The following is an 18,744-nucleotide window of genomic DNA, read 5'->3' as shown; positions in this document are numbered from 1 at the left end:
AGCCCAAATCTCAGTATTTGGGCTTTTTTATTTAATGAAGTAATCTATTTTTAAATATATAAGTTTTATAGATTAGAGAGTTTCGAAGTGATCTTTTTAGAATCAGAGCAATATCAACAAAAATGTATTCAACTTTTTAATTCGTATAAAAAAGATATTTCCACACTTCTCCCATTTGCCAAAGTTGAGCATATAGGTTCTTCTGCAATACCTCATGCAATTTCCAAAGGTGATCTAGATATTTATATCGAAGTTATGCCTGAGCAATTTGAATTCGCAATAAATCAGTTGAAAACACTTAATTTTATAGAGAAACAAAATACGCTTAGAACACACGAGCTTTGCATGCTCGAATCACTGAACAACGATGATGTTGCATTTCAAGTTGTAGTAGCCGATTCAGTATTTACGTTTTTCTTAACATTTAGAAATAAGCTTATAGACTCACCAAAGCTCGTGAACGAATATAATCAACTAAAATTAGAGTGTAGTCATTTAGACCATAATCAATATAGAAAAGTAAAATCAGATTTTATTCAAAATGTCTTAAATCATCTCTAATTTAAGTACCCTATTTGTTTATGAATATCTGAGTAAAATTGGCTCCTGCAAGCGCGTTTTTTTTGGTACCATTCACTATTTGATTCTGTTTAAATTTTCTTTGTCTATGACCTCTTCTTATCGTCAACAACTTCAAGCTAAAATTGATCGCATTACTACTCAATTTTCTGAATTTACACCGCCTACATTAGAAGTGTTTGAATCACCTGAACAACATTTCCGTATGCGTGCTGAGTTTCGGATCTGGCATACAGAAAATGATATGTTTTATGCCATGTTTGAACGTAACGATGAAGACAAGCAAAAAACAGTTGTTCGCATAGACGAGTTTCCTATTGCTGATAAAAGCATTAATGATTTAATGCCGAAACTTTTGGAAGAACTTAAAGCAGAAGATAAGCTTTCTAACCGTATATTTGAAGTGGATTTCCTCACAACACTAAGCGGGCAAATGCTAGTTACTCTAATTTATCACCGTAAATTAGATCAGGAATGGGAACAAGCAGCCAAAACACTTGCTGAAAAGCTAAATATTAAAATTATGGGCCGTAGCCGCGGCCAGAAAATTGTGATTGGCGACGACTTTGTTGTAGAAGAATTTGAGCTTTTAAATCGTACATTCAAATATAAGCAAATTGAAAGCAGCTTTACCCAACCTAATGCTCAAGTTTGCAAAAAAATGCTGCAATGGGCATGTGATGCAGCGGAAGGTTCGAAAAAACATTTATTAGAACTTTATTGTGGTAATGGTAACTTTACCCTTCCGTTATCACTAAAATTCGAACGCGTACTTGCTACAGAACTTGCTAAATCATCAGTCTATGCCGCTCAATGGAATATTGAACAAAACCAGATCGATAATATTCAGGTAGCTCGTCTATCGGCTGAAGAGTTTACTCAAGCATATCAAGGTGAGCGTGAGTTCCGCCGTCTACAAGAAGCAAATATTGATATTCAGAGCTACGACTTTGATACCGTATTTGTAGACCCTCCACGTGCAGGAATTGATGATGAAACTTTAAAACTTTTACAAGGTTTTGAGCGTATCATCTACATTTCATGTAATCCCGACACTTTATATGAAAACTTAAAAACACTCACAAAAACTCATCAAGTGACTAAGTTTGCTTTGTTCGATCAGTTTCCTTATACACATCATGTCGAGTCAGGTGTATTACTTGAGCAGATTTAAACAAAATCTTTCAATGTAACCAAATTTTATAAGGAGATTAAATATCTCCTTATTTTTCAATGCATTTCATATAAGCACTTAAATTTTTAAAAATATCAAGTCATCTACTCGTCATAATTTCGTTTAACTCAACCATTACTATCGAAAATTCTTGAGTTCAACTGGTGGATTTATCACATATAGAGTCTTGTATTTTAATTTAAATTGGCTATATTTCGAGCTATGTTAGGTTGTATATGAAGGCTCTATGAGTTTTTGGCAAAAGCTGTTCTTAGCAGATCAACAGCATAACGAGCATAAGAATCAAACTGCTTGTGTTGAAAATGACTGCTCATGTAAAACTAATGAACAACTTCTAAGTGCGCTTGCACAAGCAACAGATGAAGATGTCATTATGGGAATAAAAAAAGTTCTTATTTCCCGTGGGTATAGCCGAAAAGAGTTAAATGAACTCATTCAAAAACCATCTATTCATTAATAATAAAGCCAGTCTTGTACTGGCTTTTTTGCATTTTATTTGACTGTACAATTTTTACGACTAACCACACCAATAATTGGCCCCATATAAAATTTTCTATCATTACGGTTATTTTTTTTCAAATAAAGACTAGATATAGAACCATCAAGATAAAGAGCTTGTTCTACTTTTAAATTCTTTTTGAAAAATTCAGCGAAATTATAAAAATTCACTCTATTTTTAGAAATTACAAAATAAAGCTTATTATTTTTTATACCCACCCCATTTCGTATTTTCTTTGAATCGCTATTTGCTAGAAATAAGGGATTTAGTTTTCCATTAATCACCAACATTGGACCAGATTGTGTTGCATAATCTGCCTGAAATGCTTTCGCTGCGTATTGTTCAGTTGTCCATATAATAGCTTGTCTTTTATTCCATGCAAAAACTCCGTTAGGCTGCAAGAAGAAGTTCCCCCACCCTTTATCCTGATTTAAAGGTTGGATCTCTTGCCCTTGTTCAATATATAGGCCTACAGGTGAAAAGCCTGAATGGAACATCCCTCCGTTCATTGCAAAAGTAAGTTGTTCACATGACTTGAGCTGGTACTGAATATTATCGAAACTTTTATAATATTCATTCGTTTGTGGCTTCTTCAGAAATAGACGTAATTGATTTAAATTAGAAATTTCAATAACTTCAAATTGATCATCCGTATCATTTTCAATTTGTCGATGCTCTAATGCTAAAGCAGACTGCACAAAGACAAAAAAGTTCATAATACACAGTATTACTATTTTCATTAACGATGAATCTCATAAGTCATTTTATGTTTATAAAATACACTTTATTAAATTAAAAAAGGTTTCATAAGATGTATACCCGAAAGTCGCTTATTCCACCTAATCAATACACTAGGACACAATCATATTCGCTATAATGGTCAAAGCTTTTAATAAAAGTGATTAAAACTTTATCGGATCAGCGTGAATATGCAACAAACAAATAAACGCTACCCTTTAGGGGCCCATCTTATTGTAAAACATCTCGGTTATAGCCATCATGGTATTTACGCTGGGAGAGGTCGAGTTATTCATTATTCAGGCCTAGCACATTTTATAAAAAAGCGTCCTATTGAAATCACTTCAATAGATGCCTTTTCTCACGGCAAAAAAATTCATGTACGTTCTTATGATGCTCCACGCTACAAAGGCAAGGTTGTTGTACGACGTATGCGCTCACGCATGCACGAAAATCATTATCATTTGATTATTAATAATTGCGAACATTTATGTAGCTGGGCAATTACAGGTATAGAAAGCAGTACTCAAGTTGAACGCATGATGCATCGTCTAACTACAATAGGCTATGTAAGTTCAATTATGAGTTATATGAATGGCATGATGCTGACGGTAGCAACGACCTCCTTTGCTCTTGTTCTCTATATTAAAAAGAAATTACGTGATCAGGCAAAAATGAAAGTCCCGACATATCAATTTTTAAGAGAAAAAGCAGAGAAAAGAAAGATTGATCCTGCTCAACCTTTAGTTTTTATAGAATCAGATAAAAAAGAACCCATCTAATTAAAAAAAGTCCTCACAATTGAGGACTTTTTAGAAAACTCACAACTTATTTTTTAGCTGCAGTTGCTTCAGTCGTAATGTTTACAGTGATCTTATCACCTACGTTTGGCACATAGCTGCCTAGACCAAACTCAGAACGATTGAATGAAGTTGTCGCGTTGAAACCAATCGCTGGAACTTTTGCCATTGGATGTTCGCCCTGTTTATTTAAAACAGCATCAAGCACAACTGGCTTAGTTACACCTTTAACAGTTAAGTCACCAGTAATTTTGAAATGCTTTTTGTCTTTAGTTTCTACTTTCGTACTTTTGAAAGTAATATTTGGATATTTAGCTGCGTTAAACCAAGCTTCTTGTTGGAATTCTTTATCTAAAGCAGGTACGTTTGTATTTACGCTGCTTAAAGGGATTGTAACATCTACAGAAGAATTTGCTGGTTTAGCATTATCAACTTTGATTACACCTTGGATGTCTGAGAAGTTAGCGCTTGGTGTTGAAAAACCAAAGTGATTCCATGAAAAAACAGTAGCTGTGTGCGTTGGATCAATTTTATAGTCCACTGGAGCAGCCAAAGTAACTGTACTTGCCAATGCTACTGCTAAACCGAAGCTTAATGTTTTAAGATGCATTTTCGTATCCTTTATTGATATAGTCGTTAGTGTATACATCAAGTAATTTAATTCACTATTCTTTATAAAACGATATGTTTCATCCATGCAACAATAAAAGCGTTACAGTTGTTATTCAAAACCCATATTATAAAGTATAGATATTTTTCTATCCGAAACCTTCAGATTTATTGGTTTTTACTTCGATTTTATTGATAAATAACAAGGTAAAACATGGTTAACACTGTTCAAGCACAAAGCACTTCTACTCCTTACCGAGTAACACTTACCGATCCGTCTGGTCATCAATGGTTTGGAGATGAACCAACTGATAAAGGTGGACAAGACACAGCTCCAAATCCAGTTCAGCTTTTACTATCGGCTTTAGGTGCTTGTACCACCATTACTTTAGAAATGTATGCAAGTCACAAAGGGATTAAGCTTGAGCATGTGCAAGTCGATTTAGCCTTAAATCCAAATGGTGATCCAGAAGCAGGCACAAATAACATTGAGCGTAAAATCACACTTAAGGGTGATTTCACCGAAGACCAACATAAACGACTACTAAAAGTTGCTGAAAGCTGCCCCATTCATAAGTTATTGACTTCGAATATTTCGATTCAAACCGAGCTTAATATTTAAAATTTATAAAAAAAGCGCCCTAATCAGAGCGCTTTTTTATACTACTTAATAGATTAAGCAGTCAATTCTTTAACCGCAGCTACTACAGCTTCAGTTGTAATACCAAAGAATTGGAACAAGTCTTTCGCTGGTGCTGACTCACCATAAGTTGACATACCAATTACTTTGCCATCAAGACCAACAAACTTCCACCAGTAGTCAACATGAGCTGCTTCAACAGCAACACGTGCACGGATATGAGCTGGTAATACAGCTTCACGATATGCAGCGTCTTGTTTCATAAACTCTTCTGCACATGGCATAGAAACTACACGCACACCGTCAAGTTGAGCATAAGCTTCCATCGCTAACGAAATTTCAGAACCAGTCGCAATGATAATTGCTTTCAGCTCACCTTTTTCTTGAGCAAGAACATAACCACCTTTTGCTGCATTCTGAATTTGTTCTTCATTACGCGTTTGGAATGGTAAGTTTTGACGAGAGAAAATAAGTGCTGTAGGACCGTCTTTACGCTCTAAAGCAGATTTCCATGCAATTGCTGTTTCAACAGTATCAGCAGGACGCCAAGTGTTTAAGTTTGGTGTACCACGTAAAGAAGCAATTTGTTCAATCGGTTGGTGTGTTGGACCATCTTCACCTAAACCAATTGAGTCATGTGTATAAACATGAATTACACGTTGTTTCATCAATGCAGACATACGCACTGCGTTACGTGCATATTCCATAAACATTAAGAATGTTGCAACGTAAGGAATAAAGCCACCGTGCAATGCAACACCATTCGCAATTGCAGTCATACCGAACTCACGTACACCATAGTACACGTAGTTACCCGCTGGGTTTTCTTGAATACCTTGGCAACCTTTCCAAAGTGTTAAGTTAGAACCAGCCAAGTCCGCAGAACCACCTAACAATTCAGGTAATAAAGGACCAAATGCTTGTAATGTGTTTTGACTTGCTTTACGAGTTGCTACAGTTTCAGCTTTAGCATTTGTCTCACGAATAAACGCATCTGCTTGAGCTGAAAACTCTGCTGGTAAATCACAGTTAATACGACGAAGTAACTCAGCTGCTTCTGTAGGATATTTTGCTTGGTATTGAGCAAATACTTCATTCCAAGCTGCTTCAGCTTCATTACCTTTTGCTTTAGCATCCCATGCAGCATATACATCAGCAGGAATAACAAATGCTTCTTCTGTCCAGCCTAAAGCTTCACGAGTCAAGCTAATTTCATCTTTACCTAATGGCGCGCCGTGACAGTCTTCTTTGCCTTGTTTGTTTGGAGAACCTAAACCAATAATTGTTTTACAAATAATAATCGTTGGTTTTTGAGTTTCTGCTTTAGCTTCAACTGTTGCCTGACGAATAGCATCAGCATCATGGCCATCTACACGAAGAACTTGCCAGCCATAAGCTTTGAAACGTTCTTCAGTGTCATCACTAAACCAACCTTCTACTTCACCATCAATCGAAATGCCGTTGTCATCATAATAAGCAATCAATTTACCCAGCTGTAAAGTACCTGCCAATGAACATACTTCGTGAGAAATACCTTCCATTAAACAGCCGTCACCCAAGAAACAATAAGTGAAGTGATCAACTACTTTTAAATCATCTTTATTGAACTGAGCAGCTAAAGTTTTTTCAGCCAATGCAAAACCAACAGCATTTGCAATACCTTGACCTAAAGGACCAGTAGTTGTTTCGATACCTGGTGCATAACCATATTCAGGGTGACCAGGAGTTTTTGAGTGTAATTGACGGAATTGTTTTAAATCTTCAATTGAAAGATCATAACCTGTTAAATGAAGCAAAGCATATTGCAACATTGAGCCATGGCCATTTGATAAAACAAAACGGTCACGGTTTGCCCATTGTGGATTAGTTGGGTTGTGATTTAAAAACTCGCGCCAGACGACATCAGCAATATCTGCCATCCCCATTGGAGCACCTGGATGCCCTGAGTTTGCCTGTTGCACAGCATCCATTGCCAATACACGAATTGCGTTTGCAATACGACGTTCGTTTAAAGGGGTCGTCATAGATCAGAATCCAATTTTAATAGATTGATGAAAAGAAGAAGATGAATAACCATTCAGTGCCGCTATATTGTCTTAAAAAAACGCCTATGGGTAAACCCCAACACTGTATATTTCTTTATTTTTAACCGTTTCTTGGTTACTCAAAAAACATTTAGATTCTTAAGTTGCATAAAACAATGCATTTTATAGTTCCTCTTTAATTAACAATTGTAGACGTTTGATGACTATAAAGAGCATATAAAGATGAATTTGCGTATGCTATTTATACTTTTCCACTTCACAGTGTAAATTTTATTGATTAATATTTCGCAAAATCAAATGTTTAAAATTTAAACGACTATAAGCAACTCGTGTTTAAAAATAATTAATTTTCAACCTACTATATCAATTTCGCTGATACACTTATCAATTAAAACATAGTAGAAATGAAATAAATTCATGCTTTTTAGTCAGTATGAACTAGTCCTCAAGCTCAAGTCGATGTAACATATTATGTCTTTTTGAAATAACCAAGATAGGACTTTCATGCGCGAGTACGCTGTTTTTACCTCGGAATCTGTAAGCGAAGGTCATCCCGATAAAATGGCCGACCAAATTAGCGACGCTATTTTGGATGCAATCTTAAAAGAAGACCCATACGCACGTGTTGCTTGTGAAACACTGGTAAAAACAGGCGCTGTTGTACTTGCAGGTGAAATCACAACTACTGCGAATATTGATGTAGAAGCTGTTGTTCGCCAAACTGTTAACGGTATCGGCTATCACCACTCAGATTTAGGATTTGATGGTTCAACTTGTGCAGTGATCAATATGATTGGTAAACAATCACCAGAGATTGCCCAAGGTGTTGACCGCCAAAAACCTGAAGATCAAGGTGCCGGTGACCAAGGTTTAATGTTTGGTTATGCAAGTCGTGAAACTGACGTGCTTATGCCAGCTCCTATTTCTTATGCACATCGCTTAATGGAACGCCAAGCTGAACTTCGTCGTTCAGGCGCATTACCATGGTTACGTCCAGATGCAAAAAGTCAGGTTACTTTCGCATATGAAAATGGCAAACCTGTACGTTTAGATGCAGTAGTACTTTCTACTCAACATGACCCTGAAATTACTCAAACTCAGCTTAAAGAAGCTGTAATTGAAGAAATTATCAAGCCAATTATTCCTGCTGAAATGTTCCATGCAGCCACTAAATTCCACATTAACCCGACTGGTATGTTCGTTATTGGTGGTCCTGTAGGTGACTGTGGTTTAACAGGTCGTAAAATCATCGTTGATACTTACGGTGGTATGGCTCGTCACGGCGGTGGTGCCTTCTCTGGTAAAGATCCATCTAAAGTAGACCGTTCAGCTGCATATGCTGGCCGTTATGTAGCTAAAAATATTGTTGCCGCTGGTCTTGCTGACAAATGTGAAATTCAGGTGAGTTATGCAATTGGTGTTGCAGAACCAACTTCTATTTCAATCAACACTTTTGGTACTGCAAAAGTTTCTGATGAGTTAATTATCCAATTAGTACGTGAACATTTTGATTTACGTCCGTTTGGTATTACTCGTATGCTTAACTTAATTCAGCCAATGTATAAACAAACAGCTGCTTATGGCCATTTTGGTCGTGAAGGTTCAGATTCTGCATTTACATGGGAAAAAACTGACAAAGTTGAAGTACTTAAAGATGCTGCGGGCCTCTAAGTCCCATATATTAAAAGCCCGCTTAATGCGGGCTTTTTTATTATTTTTATATGCTGTTAATATTAAACAATAAGCTTTTCGATACACTTTGTTTAAAGGTATTTAGCAACAACTTAAGTCATACTATTGTTTAGTGGTCTTATCACCTTCATTTAGCACGTCCAATAAAGTCGACTGCGTAGGTGTATCTTGATGATTTTGAATATAAATATGAACAACTTTAAATACAACAACCACAGCCAGACATGCCATCACACAGAACATCCATAACCCATACGGGCTTCGAATATGGTGTGAACCACAATATGGACATGATTTGTCAGTTGATGCCACGACTTTGTCACAACATGCACAATGATATTGATATAGCATAGGTAACCCTCCTTCCCTCACTTCAACCGTTGTTGTTTTAATAGGTTTGCTACAATTTTTACTTTATACATCCTTTATATTTATCCTATGTGAAATGAAAAGAGAATTCAATCTGAATGAACAATGCGTTCATTTTAAAAATATTTAATTTATACAATGAGATAAATTAAATATTATTTTTTATGTACTATTTTTCTTATTTTGATATTTTGCTGAATTTGATAAAATGCATAAATAGTTTATTTTCTAGGCCAGTCTATGTCACACACACAGCTCATTAATAAAGGTGGCTTTCGTGAAAGAGCCAATAGAAGCCGAAAATATCAACAATCTGAAAACAAACAAACAGCCCTACCTTCAAATAAATATCAGCCTCAGACGAAGTTAGAAGAAAATCCAACTGCAATAGCTCAAGCTGGAACAGATAATACTGATTCTTAAAATTCATAATCGATAGAATATAAAAAAGGCCTAAACATTTAAGATTTAGGCCTTTTATCTTTTATATAAGGAATTAATTAATCCTTATTTTTATGTTCAATTTTCTTATGGTCTGGAGTAACTTCTCGTGCTTCACCATCAATAATGCTTGAATCTCCACGGTATGGGCTACCACCTTGTGGGTTCTGCATATCCTGCATTTGACGCATTAAATCAGCAAATGGATTTTGACCACCACCTGCACCGCCCATGCCACCCATCATTTTTTCCATCATGGCTTGCTGACGCTTCGCAAGTGTTCTCATTGCGATATTACGGAACGCAGTTTGCACACCCGGAATTAGAATTAGGAGCGCTAAAACATCTGAAACCAACCCAGGTACCATCAATAAAAAACCTGCAAAAGCATATGCTAGTTTTTTGGTCACGGTCGGATCGCTACCTAATTGTCCAGTCATCTGCATTTGTTGTAATTGCGGCATAATACCAGCCGTACTCTTACGAATAAGCGTTAGACCAATAAAGAAGGCAATGATGAACCAGAAAAACACATACCATCCACTTATGAAATGTGCTACGCCAATCCATACGGCAATTTCAAGAATCGCGCCCAGAACCACAATAAGAAGTAAATTCATGTAAAACTTTATCTATCTCAAAAAGAAAATTCATTGCAGATTTCACCATCTAACCTATGAACCCTTTTCAATTGAAAAAAGTTGAATAGGTAGTAAAGCTTAGACAATATTTTCTTGTAACTTAACTAAAATCGTCGCTAAGCCCAAACTCTGCAATACTATCAATAAGACTGATTTCAAATTAATAAAATAGCCATACTTCATTATTAATGAGTGCTATAAAAACTTTATCAAGTGTTTTTTCTACAAGATTGCAATTTTTTCTTAAATTAACCCCTTTTGTCAGTTTAAATGCTTAGTTTTATACGAAAAGAGATTACTTTATAAAAGTTTAGAAAAATTAAGTATTCTATATATCTACTATATGACTCATATCAATTATCTAAAAATTGATATGAGTCATTGTGTATCCAAGACTTTTATAATTTAGCCATCAATAGGTTCAAATGGGGTATTTAAAATTAACTGATAAAAAGCAGCGTCTAACCATTGTCCAAATTTAAAACCTACCTGTTTAAAAGTACCAGCATGTGTGAAGCCAAGTTTTTCATGTAGGCCTATACTGGCTTGATTTGTCGCATCAATACACCCAATCAATACATGAAGCTGAGCTTCTTGAGCTCGCTGAATTAACACTTGCATTAAGACTTTACTCAAACCAGCACCACGATGTTCATGATGTATATAGATACTATGTTCAACTGTATATTTATAAGCTGGAAAAGCTCTGAAAGTTCCCCAACTAGCAAATCCTAATAATTTACCTGATTCATCTATTACACCAATAATAGGGAAACCGTTTTCTCTTTTTACAGAAAACCATGTTTTCATCGAATCAAGCGAACGCGGCACATAGTCATATAATGCTGTTGAGTTAATAATCGCATCATTCAAAATCTCTAAAATAGCCACAGCATGTTCTGCTTCATTACAGTCAATTAAACGAAAACTAGAATCGAGGGAATAGTTCATAAAGATTCCTTGGGAGCAGACACAAGTTGATTAGAGACAACTAAAATATAACGTGCGACTTGTGATGAATTGTTGCTGTATATGACAGGTTGATCTAGTTGCATAGCCAAGCAATCGCCTTGGCCTAATGCATAAGAATTGTTTCCTAATTGAATATCAATTTGCCCTTCAACTACCCAAAGTTGCTGTTGTACCACTTTAGAGCTTTCACTAATTTCATAAGTAACTCGAGAATGAGGCGGGAACTCAATTTCAACAATCTGAAATGGTAGCCTTAAATTGGGTGGCGAAACGGTACGGCGAATATAGCCAGTTTCCGGATCTCGCCATTCAGCTTGTTCATTTCGGTGAATAAGCGGTTGAGGAGATGAACTACTTGTTTCATTGATAAAAATTTGGGTTAAAGGTACTTCAAGTCCATTTGCTAGTTTTTCAAGCACAACTGCTGTAGGACTTGTTTCCCCTCTTTCAATTAAAGAAATAGCTGAACGGCTAACTTGGCATCGAGTGGCAAGCATCTCTAATGTATATCCACGCGCCAAACGTAACTCTCGTATTCGATGTGCAATTCTGATATTGATATCATCCATCGAGCAAACTCATTCCATATTTATAGATAAGTATTCCATTAAAATAGAATTACATCAAATCATTTCACATTATGGTTTATAAGTATTTATAAACTTTTAAACAATTATAAATTAGACCAGTTAAACCCGAAAAATAACCATTTACAGCAGCATTATTTAAATTACGCATGCAGAACCGTTTTGGCTATGTAACAATACTCTCTAAACTAATTATATAAGTCTTCACATGGCATTGATTATTGGAATTGACCCAGGTTCACGCTTAACAGGTTATGGAATCATTGAAAAAGATGGTAGTAAACTGCGTTTTGTCGATGCTGGTACAATCCGAACTGAAACTCAAGAAATGCCAGAGCGCTTAAAGCGCATTTTCGCTGGCGTTGAGCGAATTGTGAAATTTCACGGCCCTACTGAAGCTGCGGTTGAACAAGTTTTTATGGCTCAAAACCCAGACTCTGCCTTAAAACTAGGACAAGCCCGTGGTGCTGCCATAGCTGCTTTGGTTAATTTAGATTTACAAGTTGCAGAATATACTGCCCGTCAAATCAAACAATCTGTGGTGGGTTATGGCGCTGCCGATAAAGAACAAGTACAAATGATGGTTATGCGATTACTTAATCTGACCATTAAACCGCAATCCGATGCAGCCGATGCCCTTGCAGCAGCGATTTGCCATGCTCATGCATCAGGAAGTATGAGTAAACTTTCGGTCTTAAATGCTTTAGGTGGTATGGCACGCGGACGAAGTCGCTCGAGTAGCCGTAGACGTTAAAGCTTTATTGATTCACGACTTGAGTAATTGCCTGATTCATTTCATAAGCCTGTAAACCACGCATGCCCTGTTTTGCAAGTTCATCACCTGCCTGAGCATGCAAAGTCACTATCTCATGTAATGCAATATCTTTGTGGAACTGAGCTTTTAAACTTGCGATCATACCTGCCAATATATCTCCCATGCCACCAGTACCCATACCTGCATTACCTTGGGTACAAATGTACAAGTTATTCTCTAAACTTAAGCTACCAGCACCTTTAAGCACCCATTGCCCACTATATTTTTGCTGCAACGTATAAATTGCATCAATTCGGTCATTTTCAATTTCCGCTGTAGAAGAACCCAGTAAGGTAGCTGCTTCTCCCGGATGAGGCGTCGCATAAACATGCACACCTAATTTTTCAGGCTGCTTCGCAAGGAACCATAATGCATCCGCATCTAATACAACTTCCAAGTGTGAAGCCTGATTTAAGAAATTAAACCATTGTTGATAAATTTGCTGTGACCAGTCATCACGGCCTAATCCCATCCCAAAACATACGGCATCAACTTGAGACAAAATATCTTGAATGCCATTTTCATCAAGTCCATTAATATCACGAAGCATAATATTAGGTGCTCGTGACAAAATAGCCTGATGATGGTTGCGATGACAAATCACTGTCACTTTACCTGCACCTGCATGAAACGCAGCTTCCGCAGCCATAATGACAGCTCCACCCATTTGCTCATGCCCACCAATCACCAAAACATGCCCATAACTTCCTTTATGCCCAAAAGCCAAACGTTTAGGAAGTCTGATATGTGTTGGTGTCAAATAAGCTAAAGGTTTCAGCTCTTGGTCTATTGGAATTAAATTAACTAAATGAATTTGTCCCGTGTACTCTTTACCTTGACCAGTAAACAGTCCTGCCTTAAGACCTAAAACAGCAAATGTATGATCTGCCTTTACAGCTGAGGGTAAAATACGTCCTGTATTTGCTTGCAAACCACTTGGTATATCAATCGAGATTTTTAAGCCAGCCTGCTCATTAAATTGTTGAATAGCATGTTGCCAATAATCATTTAACTCTCGGTTTAAACCAATCCCAAATAGTGCATCAATATGGCAATCAAAGGTTTTACTCACCTCAAAATCTTGGTGAACCTGAACATTATTTTCTTTCGCAAAATCGACAGCATATTGTAAATCAGTTGAGTCGCCCAACTCAGCCGCAAATATCTCTACATGAAATCCATTTTGTTTTAAATAACTTGCTATAAAATAGCCATCACCTGCGTTATTACCCTGTCCGCACCAGACCGCAATATTCTTAGTAGCATGATTTTCAAAAAGTACGATGAGCTGTTGAGTGATTGACCAAGCTGCCTGCTGCATTAAGCCTAATGATGAGTTTTGCGCAGCAAACCAGCGCTGCTCCCATGCTCGAATATCATCGCTATGGTAAACTACGGCCTGCATATTATTATCCTCTTGCATTTTGGTTTATGACATTTTCCGACACATCACGCATTGCAGTGCAACAAATTGATCCTTATGAACTAAAAGCATGGATCAAAGCTCAAGCATTAGACTTGGGTTTTGCTGATTGTGTCATTGCAAAACCAGATGCTCAAGAGCAAATGCCACGTTTTTTAGAGTATCTTGAACGTGGTTATCATGCGGATATGACCTATTTAGAAGAAAATCTAGAAAAGCGAGCTGATCCGACCTTATTAGTTCCGGGCACAAAAAGTATTATTTGCGTACGCATGAACTATCTTGTGGAATCTCCAAAACCACGATATGTCCCGTTTGAACCGAACTCAGCCATTATCGCCCGTTATGCGCGTGGGCGTGATTATCACAAGGTGATGCGTGGTAGATTAAAAACTTTAGCAACACGAATTCGTGAAAAAGTCGGAGATTTTGAATCACGCCCTTTTGCAGATTCGGCACCTATATTTGAAAAATCACTGGCTGAAAGTGCTGGAATGGGCTGGACAGGTAAACATACTTTGCTCATTCATAAAAAGTCAGGTTCATTTTTCGTCTTAGGTGAATTGTTTACATCACTCGACCTGCCTTTTGACGAACCTGCAACAGCACATTGTGGCTCTTGTAGCGCGTGTATCGACATTTGCCCAACGCAGGCAATTGTCGAACCTTATATGTTAGATGCTAGACGCTGTATTGCTTATCTAACAATCGAATATAAGGGAATTATTGATGAAGAATTACGTGCAGGTATTGGTAACCGAATATTTGGTTGTGATGACTGTCAGTTAATTTGCCCATGGAATAGCTTTGCAAAAACAGCTTCTATTACCGATTTCAACCCTAGACATGGTTTAGATAATATTAGTCTGCTGGATATCTGGCAGTGGGACGAAGCCACTTTTTTAGCCAATACAGAAGGCAGTCCAATACGCCGTACAGGTTACCAATCATTTAAACGCAATATCGCCATTGGTTTAGGTAATGCACCGTACTCCAAAGAGATTGTAGATCAACTACACAAAGGCAAAAATTTACATGACGAAATCGTTAATGTGCATATTGATTGGGCAATTGAGCAGCAACTTAATCAACTTCAGCGATCAAATTAAAAAAATGATGTTTTTTGCCCTATAGCTTTAATACGAATTCTGTATGATTATGTACAGTGAATTAATGCCATCATCATGGATATGACAATGACTCTACGTAATGATTGGAATCGTGAAGAAATCCAAGCTTTATATGAACAACCTTTTTTGGATTTAGTTTTCAAGGCTCAACAAGTACACCGCGAGCACTTCACTGCCAATACAATTCAGGTCAGTACCCTTTTATCTATTAAAACGGGTAAATGTCCTGAAGATTGCAAATACTGCTCACAATCGGCACATTACGAATCAAAACTAGAAGCAGAAAAGCGTATTGCTGTAGAAAAAGTAATTAGTGAAGCGAAAGCTGCAAAAGATTCAGGTTCTTCACGTTTTTGTATGGGTGCTGCTTGGCGTAACCCACATGAACGCGATATGCCTTATGTTTTAGAAATGGTACGCGAAGTTAAAGCATTAGGTATGGAAACCTGTATGACTTTAGGTATGCTTAATCAATCTCAAGCTGAGCGCCTGAAAGTTGCTGGTTTAGATTATTACAACCATAACTTAGATACCTCTCGTGAATACTATTCTCACATTATCAGTACTCGTACTTTTGATGATCGTTTGAATACACTTGATTATGTTCGTCAAGCTGGTATGAAAGTTTGTAGCGGCGGTATTGTGGGTTTAGGCGAAAGCCGTGAAGATCGTATTGGTCTATTGCATGAACTAGCTACTCTACCGATTCATCCTGAATCTGTGCCAATTAACATGCTTGTTCCAATCGAAGGAACACCTTTAGCTGATGTTGAAAAGCTTGATGTAATTGAATGGATCCGTACTATTGCAGTTGCACGTATCATTATGCCACATAGTTATATCCGTCTCTCTGCAGGCCGTGAATCTTTAAGTGATTCAGATCAAGCTTTAGCATTTATGGCAGGCGCGAACTCTCTGTTCTCTGGTGATAAATTGCTTACCACTCCAAATGCTGGTGAAGGTAAAGACCAAGCATTATTTAACAAACTTGGTTTAACTGCTGAAAAGCCAAAACCAACTGTTGCTGATCTATCGGTAGATGCGATGAGTGCTTAATAGCATCAAGAATTCAAAAGCCCTGATCATTCAGGGCTTTTTTTATATAGATGTTACTAGTATTCCATAAGTCGCATTCAGAAAAGTTCCAACTCGAATAATATCCCTACCTGCTGCATGTGTAACCGATAACTCTTGGCTCAGCACATCAAAGTGGAAAGTTTCAAAAACATCTTGGTGATGCATGAGCCAAGTCACTGTATCTGCTACGTTCTCATCCGCAATATAAGTTAAGGCTTTAAAGTCTTTACTCATAAATCACTCTTAAAAATAAATATTTATGAATTCTATATGAGTTAACTCTACCTTGAAAGAGAATCTAAGCAGCTTTAGGATTCACAAGCGAATGTCCCGATAACAAACTTGCTAAAGCCTGAGGAGAAAACTCCAAAGATAGCACATGATTCTTAAGATTGATTGAATGCTTACTAATCAATGGAAGTAAGCCTTCTTCAGTTTCAAACACGTATTCATCCGCAATATTTAGAATACCCTCAAGATTCGTTGTACTAGACGCTAAATCATGACTAAAGATGTCATAAATTGTTTGTAAATTAAACGTCGTATTCTGTTCTGTGGGATGTTTAAGTAAATAGTCCTTTAAGAATAAGACTAATTTATGGGCAAAGAAAAAATAATTTGGTTTATAACTGTATTTCATGCTGTTCATGGAAATAAACTCCAGACGATCTTTTATTGAATCACAACTAAAACACTAGGAATTAAACCTTAAAAAATTCTTAAAAAAACAAATATCTTCATACAACATAAACAAATTATTTTTATTAATAAAAAACAGATACTTAATAAAGCATTTTATAAATAATTTGTATTGTTTTCTAAAGAAAAACTTAAATTAATTAAATTCAACAACTTAAATGAAAATTATTATCAATTTTATTTTAACAAAATAAAACTTAATTATTTTACCATATAGTATAAATTAAATTTTAAAACAAAATTTCACATAAAAAACAACCAATCAAAATACATAGAAATATAATGTAATTCTTGTTTTTTACATGAAAGGTGCTATATTTCCACGGCGTTACTTGATCAGAATAAAAGCACTGAAGAGTAATAAATCTACTTTATAAAATATTCTGGGGAATTTATGAAAAAGCTTATTTTTATAGCAGCAACTTCTATTTTTAATATTGCCACTGCACAGGCTGCGGATGGCACAATTACTATTAATGGTTTAGTAACCGATAATACTTGTACGATCGATACAGGTGATAAAAATCTAACCGTAAATTTACCTACAGTATCATCTCAATCTTTAAAAAATGTTGGTGATATTGCTGGACGTACTCCCTTCCAAATCAATTTAACGAATTGCGCTTCAGCTGGTAAAGTTGCAACTTATTTTGAACCCGGTGCAACAGTCGATTTTAATAGTGGACGCTTATTAAACCAAGCAACAACTGGTGCGGCTACTAATGTCAATATTCAGTTATTAGGAAGCAATAATGCAGTAATTCCTGTACTTGCTAAAGGTGCTTCAGGCGCACAAGATAACTCACAGTGGGTAGATGTTTCAGCTGGTGGTAATGCTGACCTTAATTACTATGCTGAATATTATGCGACGGGTGTATCGACTGCTGGTACCGTAACTTCACAAGTTAAATACACCATTATTTATCAATAAACTAAAAATCAGCTTCTATTATCAAATAGAAGCTATATCTCATCTATTGTTTATTATATTGAGAATATGACTCATGCTTTTTAGTGGTCGTAAATTTTTTTGGGGAATGGCTTGTCTTCAAGCAGCTATTGCTATTACAGCACATGCTGAAGTAGTACTACATGGTACGCGTGTAGTATATCCATCGGATGCTCGAGAAGTTAGCTTACAGCTAAGCAATAACGGAACAACACCTTCACTGATTCAAGCTTGGATTGATGATGGAAATCCAAAATCTACGCCAGATGAGTCGAATGTACCTTTTATTATTACACCTCCTATTTCAAGAGTCGAACCGTCTAAAGGGCAAACTTTAAGAATTACGGCATTACCCAATGCATCACAATTAAATCAAAATAAGGAAAGTATATTTTGGCTTAATGTATTAGATATTCCCCCAAGACCAGAAGGGAAAAAACAAGAAAATAGTGAAATATTAACTAATAATTTCCTTCAATTAGCCATACGCTCTCGAATTAAATTCTTTTATCGACCTGTAAATTTAAAAGAAAATATTGATACAGTGGGTGAAAAAATTCAATGGATAAAAAATGAAGATAATTTGCTTATTAAAAACCCAACACCTTTTCACGTTACATTAAGTTCGATTTTTCAAGAAGTAAATCATCAAAAAATAGATTTGTTAAAACAAGGTTTAATGCTTTCTCCTTTTTCAGAAGATCACATAAAACTTAAAAACAACAATATAACAAATATGCGTTTTGTTTACATAAATGATTACGGTGGTCGAGTTGAACAAGTAATCAAGTTCTAATTTTATTTACCATTTTTAAATTTAAACACCTATCCATGAATAGGCATAA

At 36.3% G+C, this 18,744-nt stretch carries 22 protein-coding genes; 12 read left to right on the top strand and 10 right to left on the bottom strand.

The features are described 5' to 3' along the window. Positions 1-87 precede the first annotated feature (87 nt). The 3 genes from B554_RS0116805 to B554_RS0116795 all read left to right on the top strand — a co-directional run bounded on the left by B554_RS0116805 (position 88) and on the right by B554_RS0116795 (position 2,231). The gene (locus tag B554_RS0116805; RefSeq protein ID WP_019458965.1) at positions 88-561 is read left to right on the top strand and encodes a GrpB family protein; all 474 of its coding nucleotides are present in this window, start codon (positions 88-90) and stop codon (positions 559-561) included. Between the two features lie 106 nt (positions 562-667). Then, complete coding sequence (trmA, locus tag B554_RS0116800; RefSeq protein WP_019458964.1) at positions 668-1,753, top strand: tRNA (uridine(54)-C5)-methyltransferase TrmA; 1,086 nt, start codon at positions 668-670, stop codon at positions 1,751-1,753. A 247-nt stretch (positions 1,754-2,000) separates the two neighbouring features. Next, positions 2,001-2,231 (top strand): hypothetical protein, encoded by a 231-nt coding sequence (locus tag B554_RS0116795; RefSeq protein ID WP_002050077.1) that lies wholly within the window; start codon positions 2,001-2,003, stop codon positions 2,229-2,231. A gap of 35 nt (positions 2,232-2,266) precedes the next feature. On the opposite strand, the gene B554_RS0116790 is transcribed toward B554_RS0116795, so the two are convergent. After that, positions 2,267-3,013, bottom strand: a complete 747-nt coding sequence (locus tag B554_RS0116790; protein WP_019458963.1) for a phosphodiester glycosidase family protein — start codon at positions 3,011-3,013, stop codon at positions 2,267-2,269. 189 nt (positions 3,014-3,202) lie between these two features. Between B554_RS0116790 and B554_RS0116785 the strand changes: the two genes are divergently transcribed. Further along, positions 3,203-3,793, top strand: a complete 591-nt coding sequence (locus B554_RS0116785) for a lecithin retinol acyltransferase family protein (RefSeq protein WP_019458962.1) — start codon at positions 3,203-3,205, stop codon at positions 3,791-3,793. Between the two features lie 46 nt (positions 3,794-3,839). Here B554_RS0116785 and B554_RS0116780 read toward each other — a convergent pair whose 3' ends face one another. Then, complete coding sequence (locus B554_RS0116780) at positions 3,840-4,421, bottom strand: YceI family protein (RefSeq protein WP_019458961.1); 582 nt, start codon at positions 4,419-4,421, stop codon at positions 3,840-3,842. 213 nt (positions 4,422-4,634) lie between these two features. Here B554_RS0116780 and B554_RS0116775 point away from each other — a divergent pair, with 213 nt between their 5' ends. Beyond that, positions 4,635-5,042 carry an OsmC family protein gene (locus tag B554_RS0116775; RefSeq protein WP_019458960.1) on the top strand — a complete coding sequence of 136 codons (408 nt, stop codon included), beginning with the start codon at positions 4,635-4,637 and terminating at the stop codon, positions 5,040-5,042. A 53-nt stretch (positions 5,043-5,095) separates the two neighbouring features. On the opposite strand, the gene tkt is transcribed toward B554_RS0116775, so the two are convergent. Then, on the bottom strand, positions 5,096-7,084 hold the full coding sequence (tkt, locus tag B554_RS0116770; RefSeq protein ID WP_019458959.1) for a transketolase: 1,989 nt from the start codon (positions 7,082-7,084) through the stop codon (positions 5,096-5,098). A gap of 525 nt (positions 7,085-7,609) precedes the next feature. Between tkt and metK the strand changes: the two genes are divergently transcribed. Continuing rightward, positions 7,610-8,776, top strand: coding sequence for a methionine adenosyltransferase (gene metK, locus B554_RS0116765; RefSeq protein WP_002049844.1), 1,167 nt, complete (start codon positions 7,610-7,612; stop codon positions 8,774-8,776). A gap of 123 nt (positions 8,777-8,899) precedes the next feature. Here the strand turns inward: metK and B554_RS19025 are convergent, their stop codons facing one another. After that, entirely contained in the window at positions 8,900-9,148 is a 249-nt protein-coding gene (locus tag B554_RS19025; protein ID WP_004702072.1) for a hypothetical protein, read from the bottom strand. A gap of 258 nt (positions 9,149-9,406) precedes the next feature. On the opposite strand from B554_RS19025, the gene B554_RS0116755 reads away from it, so the two are divergent. After that, the gene (locus B554_RS0116755; RefSeq protein WP_019458957.1) at positions 9,407-9,589 is read left to right on the top strand and encodes a hypothetical protein; all 183 of its coding nucleotides are present in this window, start codon (positions 9,407-9,409) and stop codon (positions 9,587-9,589) included. A gap of 77 nt (positions 9,590-9,666) precedes the next feature. On the opposite strand, the gene B554_RS0116750 is transcribed toward B554_RS0116755, so the two are convergent. The 3 genes from B554_RS0116750 to B554_RS0116740 all read right to left on the bottom strand — a co-directional run bounded on the left by B554_RS0116750 (position 9,667) and on the right by B554_RS0116740 (position 11,789). Continuing rightward, entirely contained in the window at positions 9,667-10,227 is a 561-nt protein-coding gene (locus tag B554_RS0116750; RefSeq protein ID WP_019458956.1) for an FxsA family protein, read from the bottom strand. Positions 10,228-10,653: 426 nt separating this feature from the next. After that, positions 10,654-11,199, bottom strand: coding sequence for a GNAT family N-acetyltransferase (locus B554_RS0116745; protein ID WP_019458955.1), 546 nt, complete (start codon positions 11,197-11,199; stop codon positions 10,654-10,656). Continuing rightward, entirely contained in the window at positions 11,196-11,789 is a 594-nt protein-coding gene (locus tag B554_RS0116740) for a helix-turn-helix domain-containing protein (RefSeq protein WP_019458954.1), read from the bottom strand. The genes B554_RS0116745 and B554_RS0116740 overlap by 4 nt, the downstream gene beginning before the upstream one ends. A gap of 226 nt (positions 11,790-12,015) precedes the next feature. On the opposite strand from B554_RS0116740, the gene ruvC reads away from it, so the two are divergent. After that, positions 12,016-12,561 (top strand): crossover junction endodeoxyribonuclease RuvC, encoded by a 546-nt coding sequence (ruvC, locus tag B554_RS0116735; RefSeq protein WP_002121356.1) that lies wholly within the window; start codon positions 12,016-12,018, stop codon positions 12,559-12,561. 4 nt (positions 12,562-12,565) lie between these two features. Here ruvC and B554_RS0116730 read toward each other — a convergent pair whose 3' ends face one another. Beyond that, entirely contained in the window at positions 12,566-14,026 is a 1,461-nt protein-coding gene (locus tag B554_RS0116730; RefSeq protein ID WP_019458953.1) for a bifunctional ADP-dependent NAD(P)H-hydrate dehydratase/NAD(P)H-hydrate epimerase, read from the bottom strand. A 26-nt stretch (positions 14,027-14,052) separates the two neighbouring features. Between B554_RS0116730 and queG the strand changes: the two genes are divergently transcribed. Both queG and bioB read left to right on the top strand, forming a co-directional pair. Further along, positions 14,053-15,153 carry a tRNA epoxyqueuosine(34) reductase QueG gene (queG, locus tag B554_RS0116725; RefSeq protein ID WP_025465260.1) on the top strand — a complete coding sequence of 367 codons (1,101 nt, stop codon included), beginning with the start codon at positions 14,053-14,055 and terminating at the stop codon, positions 15,151-15,153. Positions 15,154-15,240: 87 nt separating this feature from the next. Then, a complete protein-coding gene (gene bioB / locus B554_RS0116720) occupies positions 15,241-16,230 on the top strand; it encodes a biotin synthase BioB (RefSeq protein WP_004702085.1) in 990 nt (329 codons plus the stop codon). Positions 16,231-16,272: 42 nt separating this feature from the next. Here the strand turns inward: bioB and B554_RS0116715 are convergent, their stop codons facing one another. Then, positions 16,273-16,485: a hypothetical protein gene (locus tag B554_RS0116715; protein ID WP_004702086.1), complete on the bottom strand. Its 213-nt coding sequence runs from the start codon at positions 16,483-16,485 to the stop codon at positions 16,273-16,275. Between the two features lie 64 nt (positions 16,486-16,549). Beyond that, entirely contained in the window at positions 16,550-16,900 is a 351-nt protein-coding gene (locus B554_RS0116710) for a hypothetical protein (RefSeq protein ID WP_004702088.1), read from the bottom strand. Positions 16,901-17,344: 444 nt separating this feature from the next. On the opposite strand from B554_RS0116710, the gene B554_RS0116705 reads away from it, so the two are divergent. Beyond that, positions 17,345-17,881: a fimbrial protein gene (locus tag B554_RS0116705; protein ID WP_004702089.1), complete on the top strand. Its 537-nt coding sequence runs from the start codon at positions 17,345-17,347 to the stop codon at positions 17,879-17,881. Positions 17,882-17,954: 73 nt separating this feature from the next. Further along, on the top strand, positions 17,955-18,695 hold the full coding sequence (locus B554_RS0116700; RefSeq protein WP_019458951.1) for a molecular chaperone: 741 nt from the start codon (positions 17,955-17,957) through the stop codon (positions 18,693-18,695). Positions 18,696-18,744: the final 49 nt, after the last annotated feature.

The organism is Acinetobacter sp. GG2, from assembly GCF_000292385.1.
Classification (GTDB): domain Bacteria; phylum Pseudomonadota; class Gammaproteobacteria; order Pseudomonadales; family Moraxellaceae; genus Acinetobacter; species Acinetobacter seifertii.
This window is presented reverse-complemented; position numbering and strand designations above follow the sequence as displayed.

What these genes read in the sequence shown, in the direction of transcription:
- trmA (WP_019458964.1), top strand. Translation starts at nt 668, where the DNA reads ATGACCTCTTCTTATCGTCAACAACTTCAAGCTAAAATTGATCGCATT.
- B554_RS0116795 (WP_002050077.1), top strand. Translation starts at nt 2,001, where the DNA reads ATGAGTTTTTGGCAAAAGCTGTTCTTAGCAGATCAACAGCATAACGAG.
- B554_RS0116790 (WP_019458963.1), bottom strand. Translation starts at nt 3,013, where the DNA reads ATGAAAATAGTAATACTGTGTATTATGAACTTTTTTGTCTTTGTGCAG.
- B554_RS0116785 (WP_019458962.1), top strand. Translation starts at nt 3,203, where the DNA reads ATGCAACAAACAAATAAACGCTACCCTTTAGGGGCCCATCTTATTGTA.
- B554_RS0116780 (WP_019458961.1), bottom strand. Translation starts at nt 4,421, where the DNA reads ATGCATCTTAAAACATTAAGCTTCGGTTTAGCAGTAGCATTGGCAAGT.
- B554_RS0116775 (WP_019458960.1), top strand. Translation starts at nt 4,635, where the DNA reads ATGGTTAACACTGTTCAAGCACAAAGCACTTCTACTCCTTACCGAGTA.
- tkt (WP_019458959.1), bottom strand. Translation starts at nt 7,084, where the DNA reads ATGACGACCCCTTTAAACGAACGTCGTATTGCAAACGCAATTCGTGTA.
- metK (WP_002049844.1), top strand. Translation starts at nt 7,610, where the DNA reads ATGCGCGAGTACGCTGTTTTTACCTCGGAATCTGTAAGCGAAGGTCAT.
- B554_RS19025 (WP_004702072.1), bottom strand. Translation starts at nt 9,148, where the DNA reads ATGCTATATCAATATCATTGTGCATGTTGTGACAAAGTCGTGGCATCA.
- B554_RS0116755 (WP_019458957.1), top strand. Translation starts at nt 9,407, where the DNA reads ATGTCACACACACAGCTCATTAATAAAGGTGGCTTTCGTGAAAGAGCC.
- B554_RS0116750 (WP_019458956.1), bottom strand. Translation starts at nt 10,227, where the DNA reads ATGAATTTACTTCTTATTGTGGTTCTGGGCGCGATTCTTGAAATTGCC.
- B554_RS0116745 (WP_019458955.1), bottom strand. Translation starts at nt 11,199, where the DNA reads ATGAACTATTCCCTCGATTCTAGTTTTCGTTTAATTGACTGTAATGAA.
- B554_RS0116740 (WP_019458954.1), bottom strand. Translation starts at nt 11,789, where the DNA reads ATGGATGATATCAATATCAGAATTGCACATCGAATACGAGAGTTACGT.
- ruvC (WP_002121356.1), top strand. Translation starts at nt 12,016, where the DNA reads ATGGCATTGATTATTGGAATTGACCCAGGTTCACGCTTAACAGGTTAT.
- B554_RS0116730 (WP_019458953.1), bottom strand. Translation starts at nt 14,026, where the DNA reads ATGCAGGCCGTAGTTTACCATAGCGATGATATTCGAGCATGGGAGCAG.
- queG (WP_025465260.1), top strand. Translation starts at nt 14,053, where the DNA reads ATGACATTTTCCGACACATCACGCATTGCAGTGCAACAAATTGATCCT.
- bioB (WP_004702085.1), top strand. Translation starts at nt 15,241, where the DNA reads ATGACTCTACGTAATGATTGGAATCGTGAAGAAATCCAAGCTTTATAT.
- B554_RS0116715 (WP_004702086.1), bottom strand. Translation starts at nt 16,485, where the DNA reads ATGAGTAAAGACTTTAAAGCCTTAACTTATATTGCGGATGAGAACGTA.
- B554_RS0116710 (WP_004702088.1), bottom strand. Translation starts at nt 16,900, where the DNA reads ATGAACAGCATGAAATACAGTTATAAACCAAATTATTTTTTCTTTGCC.
- B554_RS0116705 (WP_004702089.1), top strand. Translation starts at nt 17,345, where the DNA reads ATGAAAAAGCTTATTTTTATAGCAGCAACTTCTATTTTTAATATTGCC.
- B554_RS0116700 (WP_019458951.1), top strand. Translation starts at nt 17,955, where the DNA reads ATGCTTTTTAGTGGTCGTAAATTTTTTTGGGGAATGGCTTGTCTTCAA.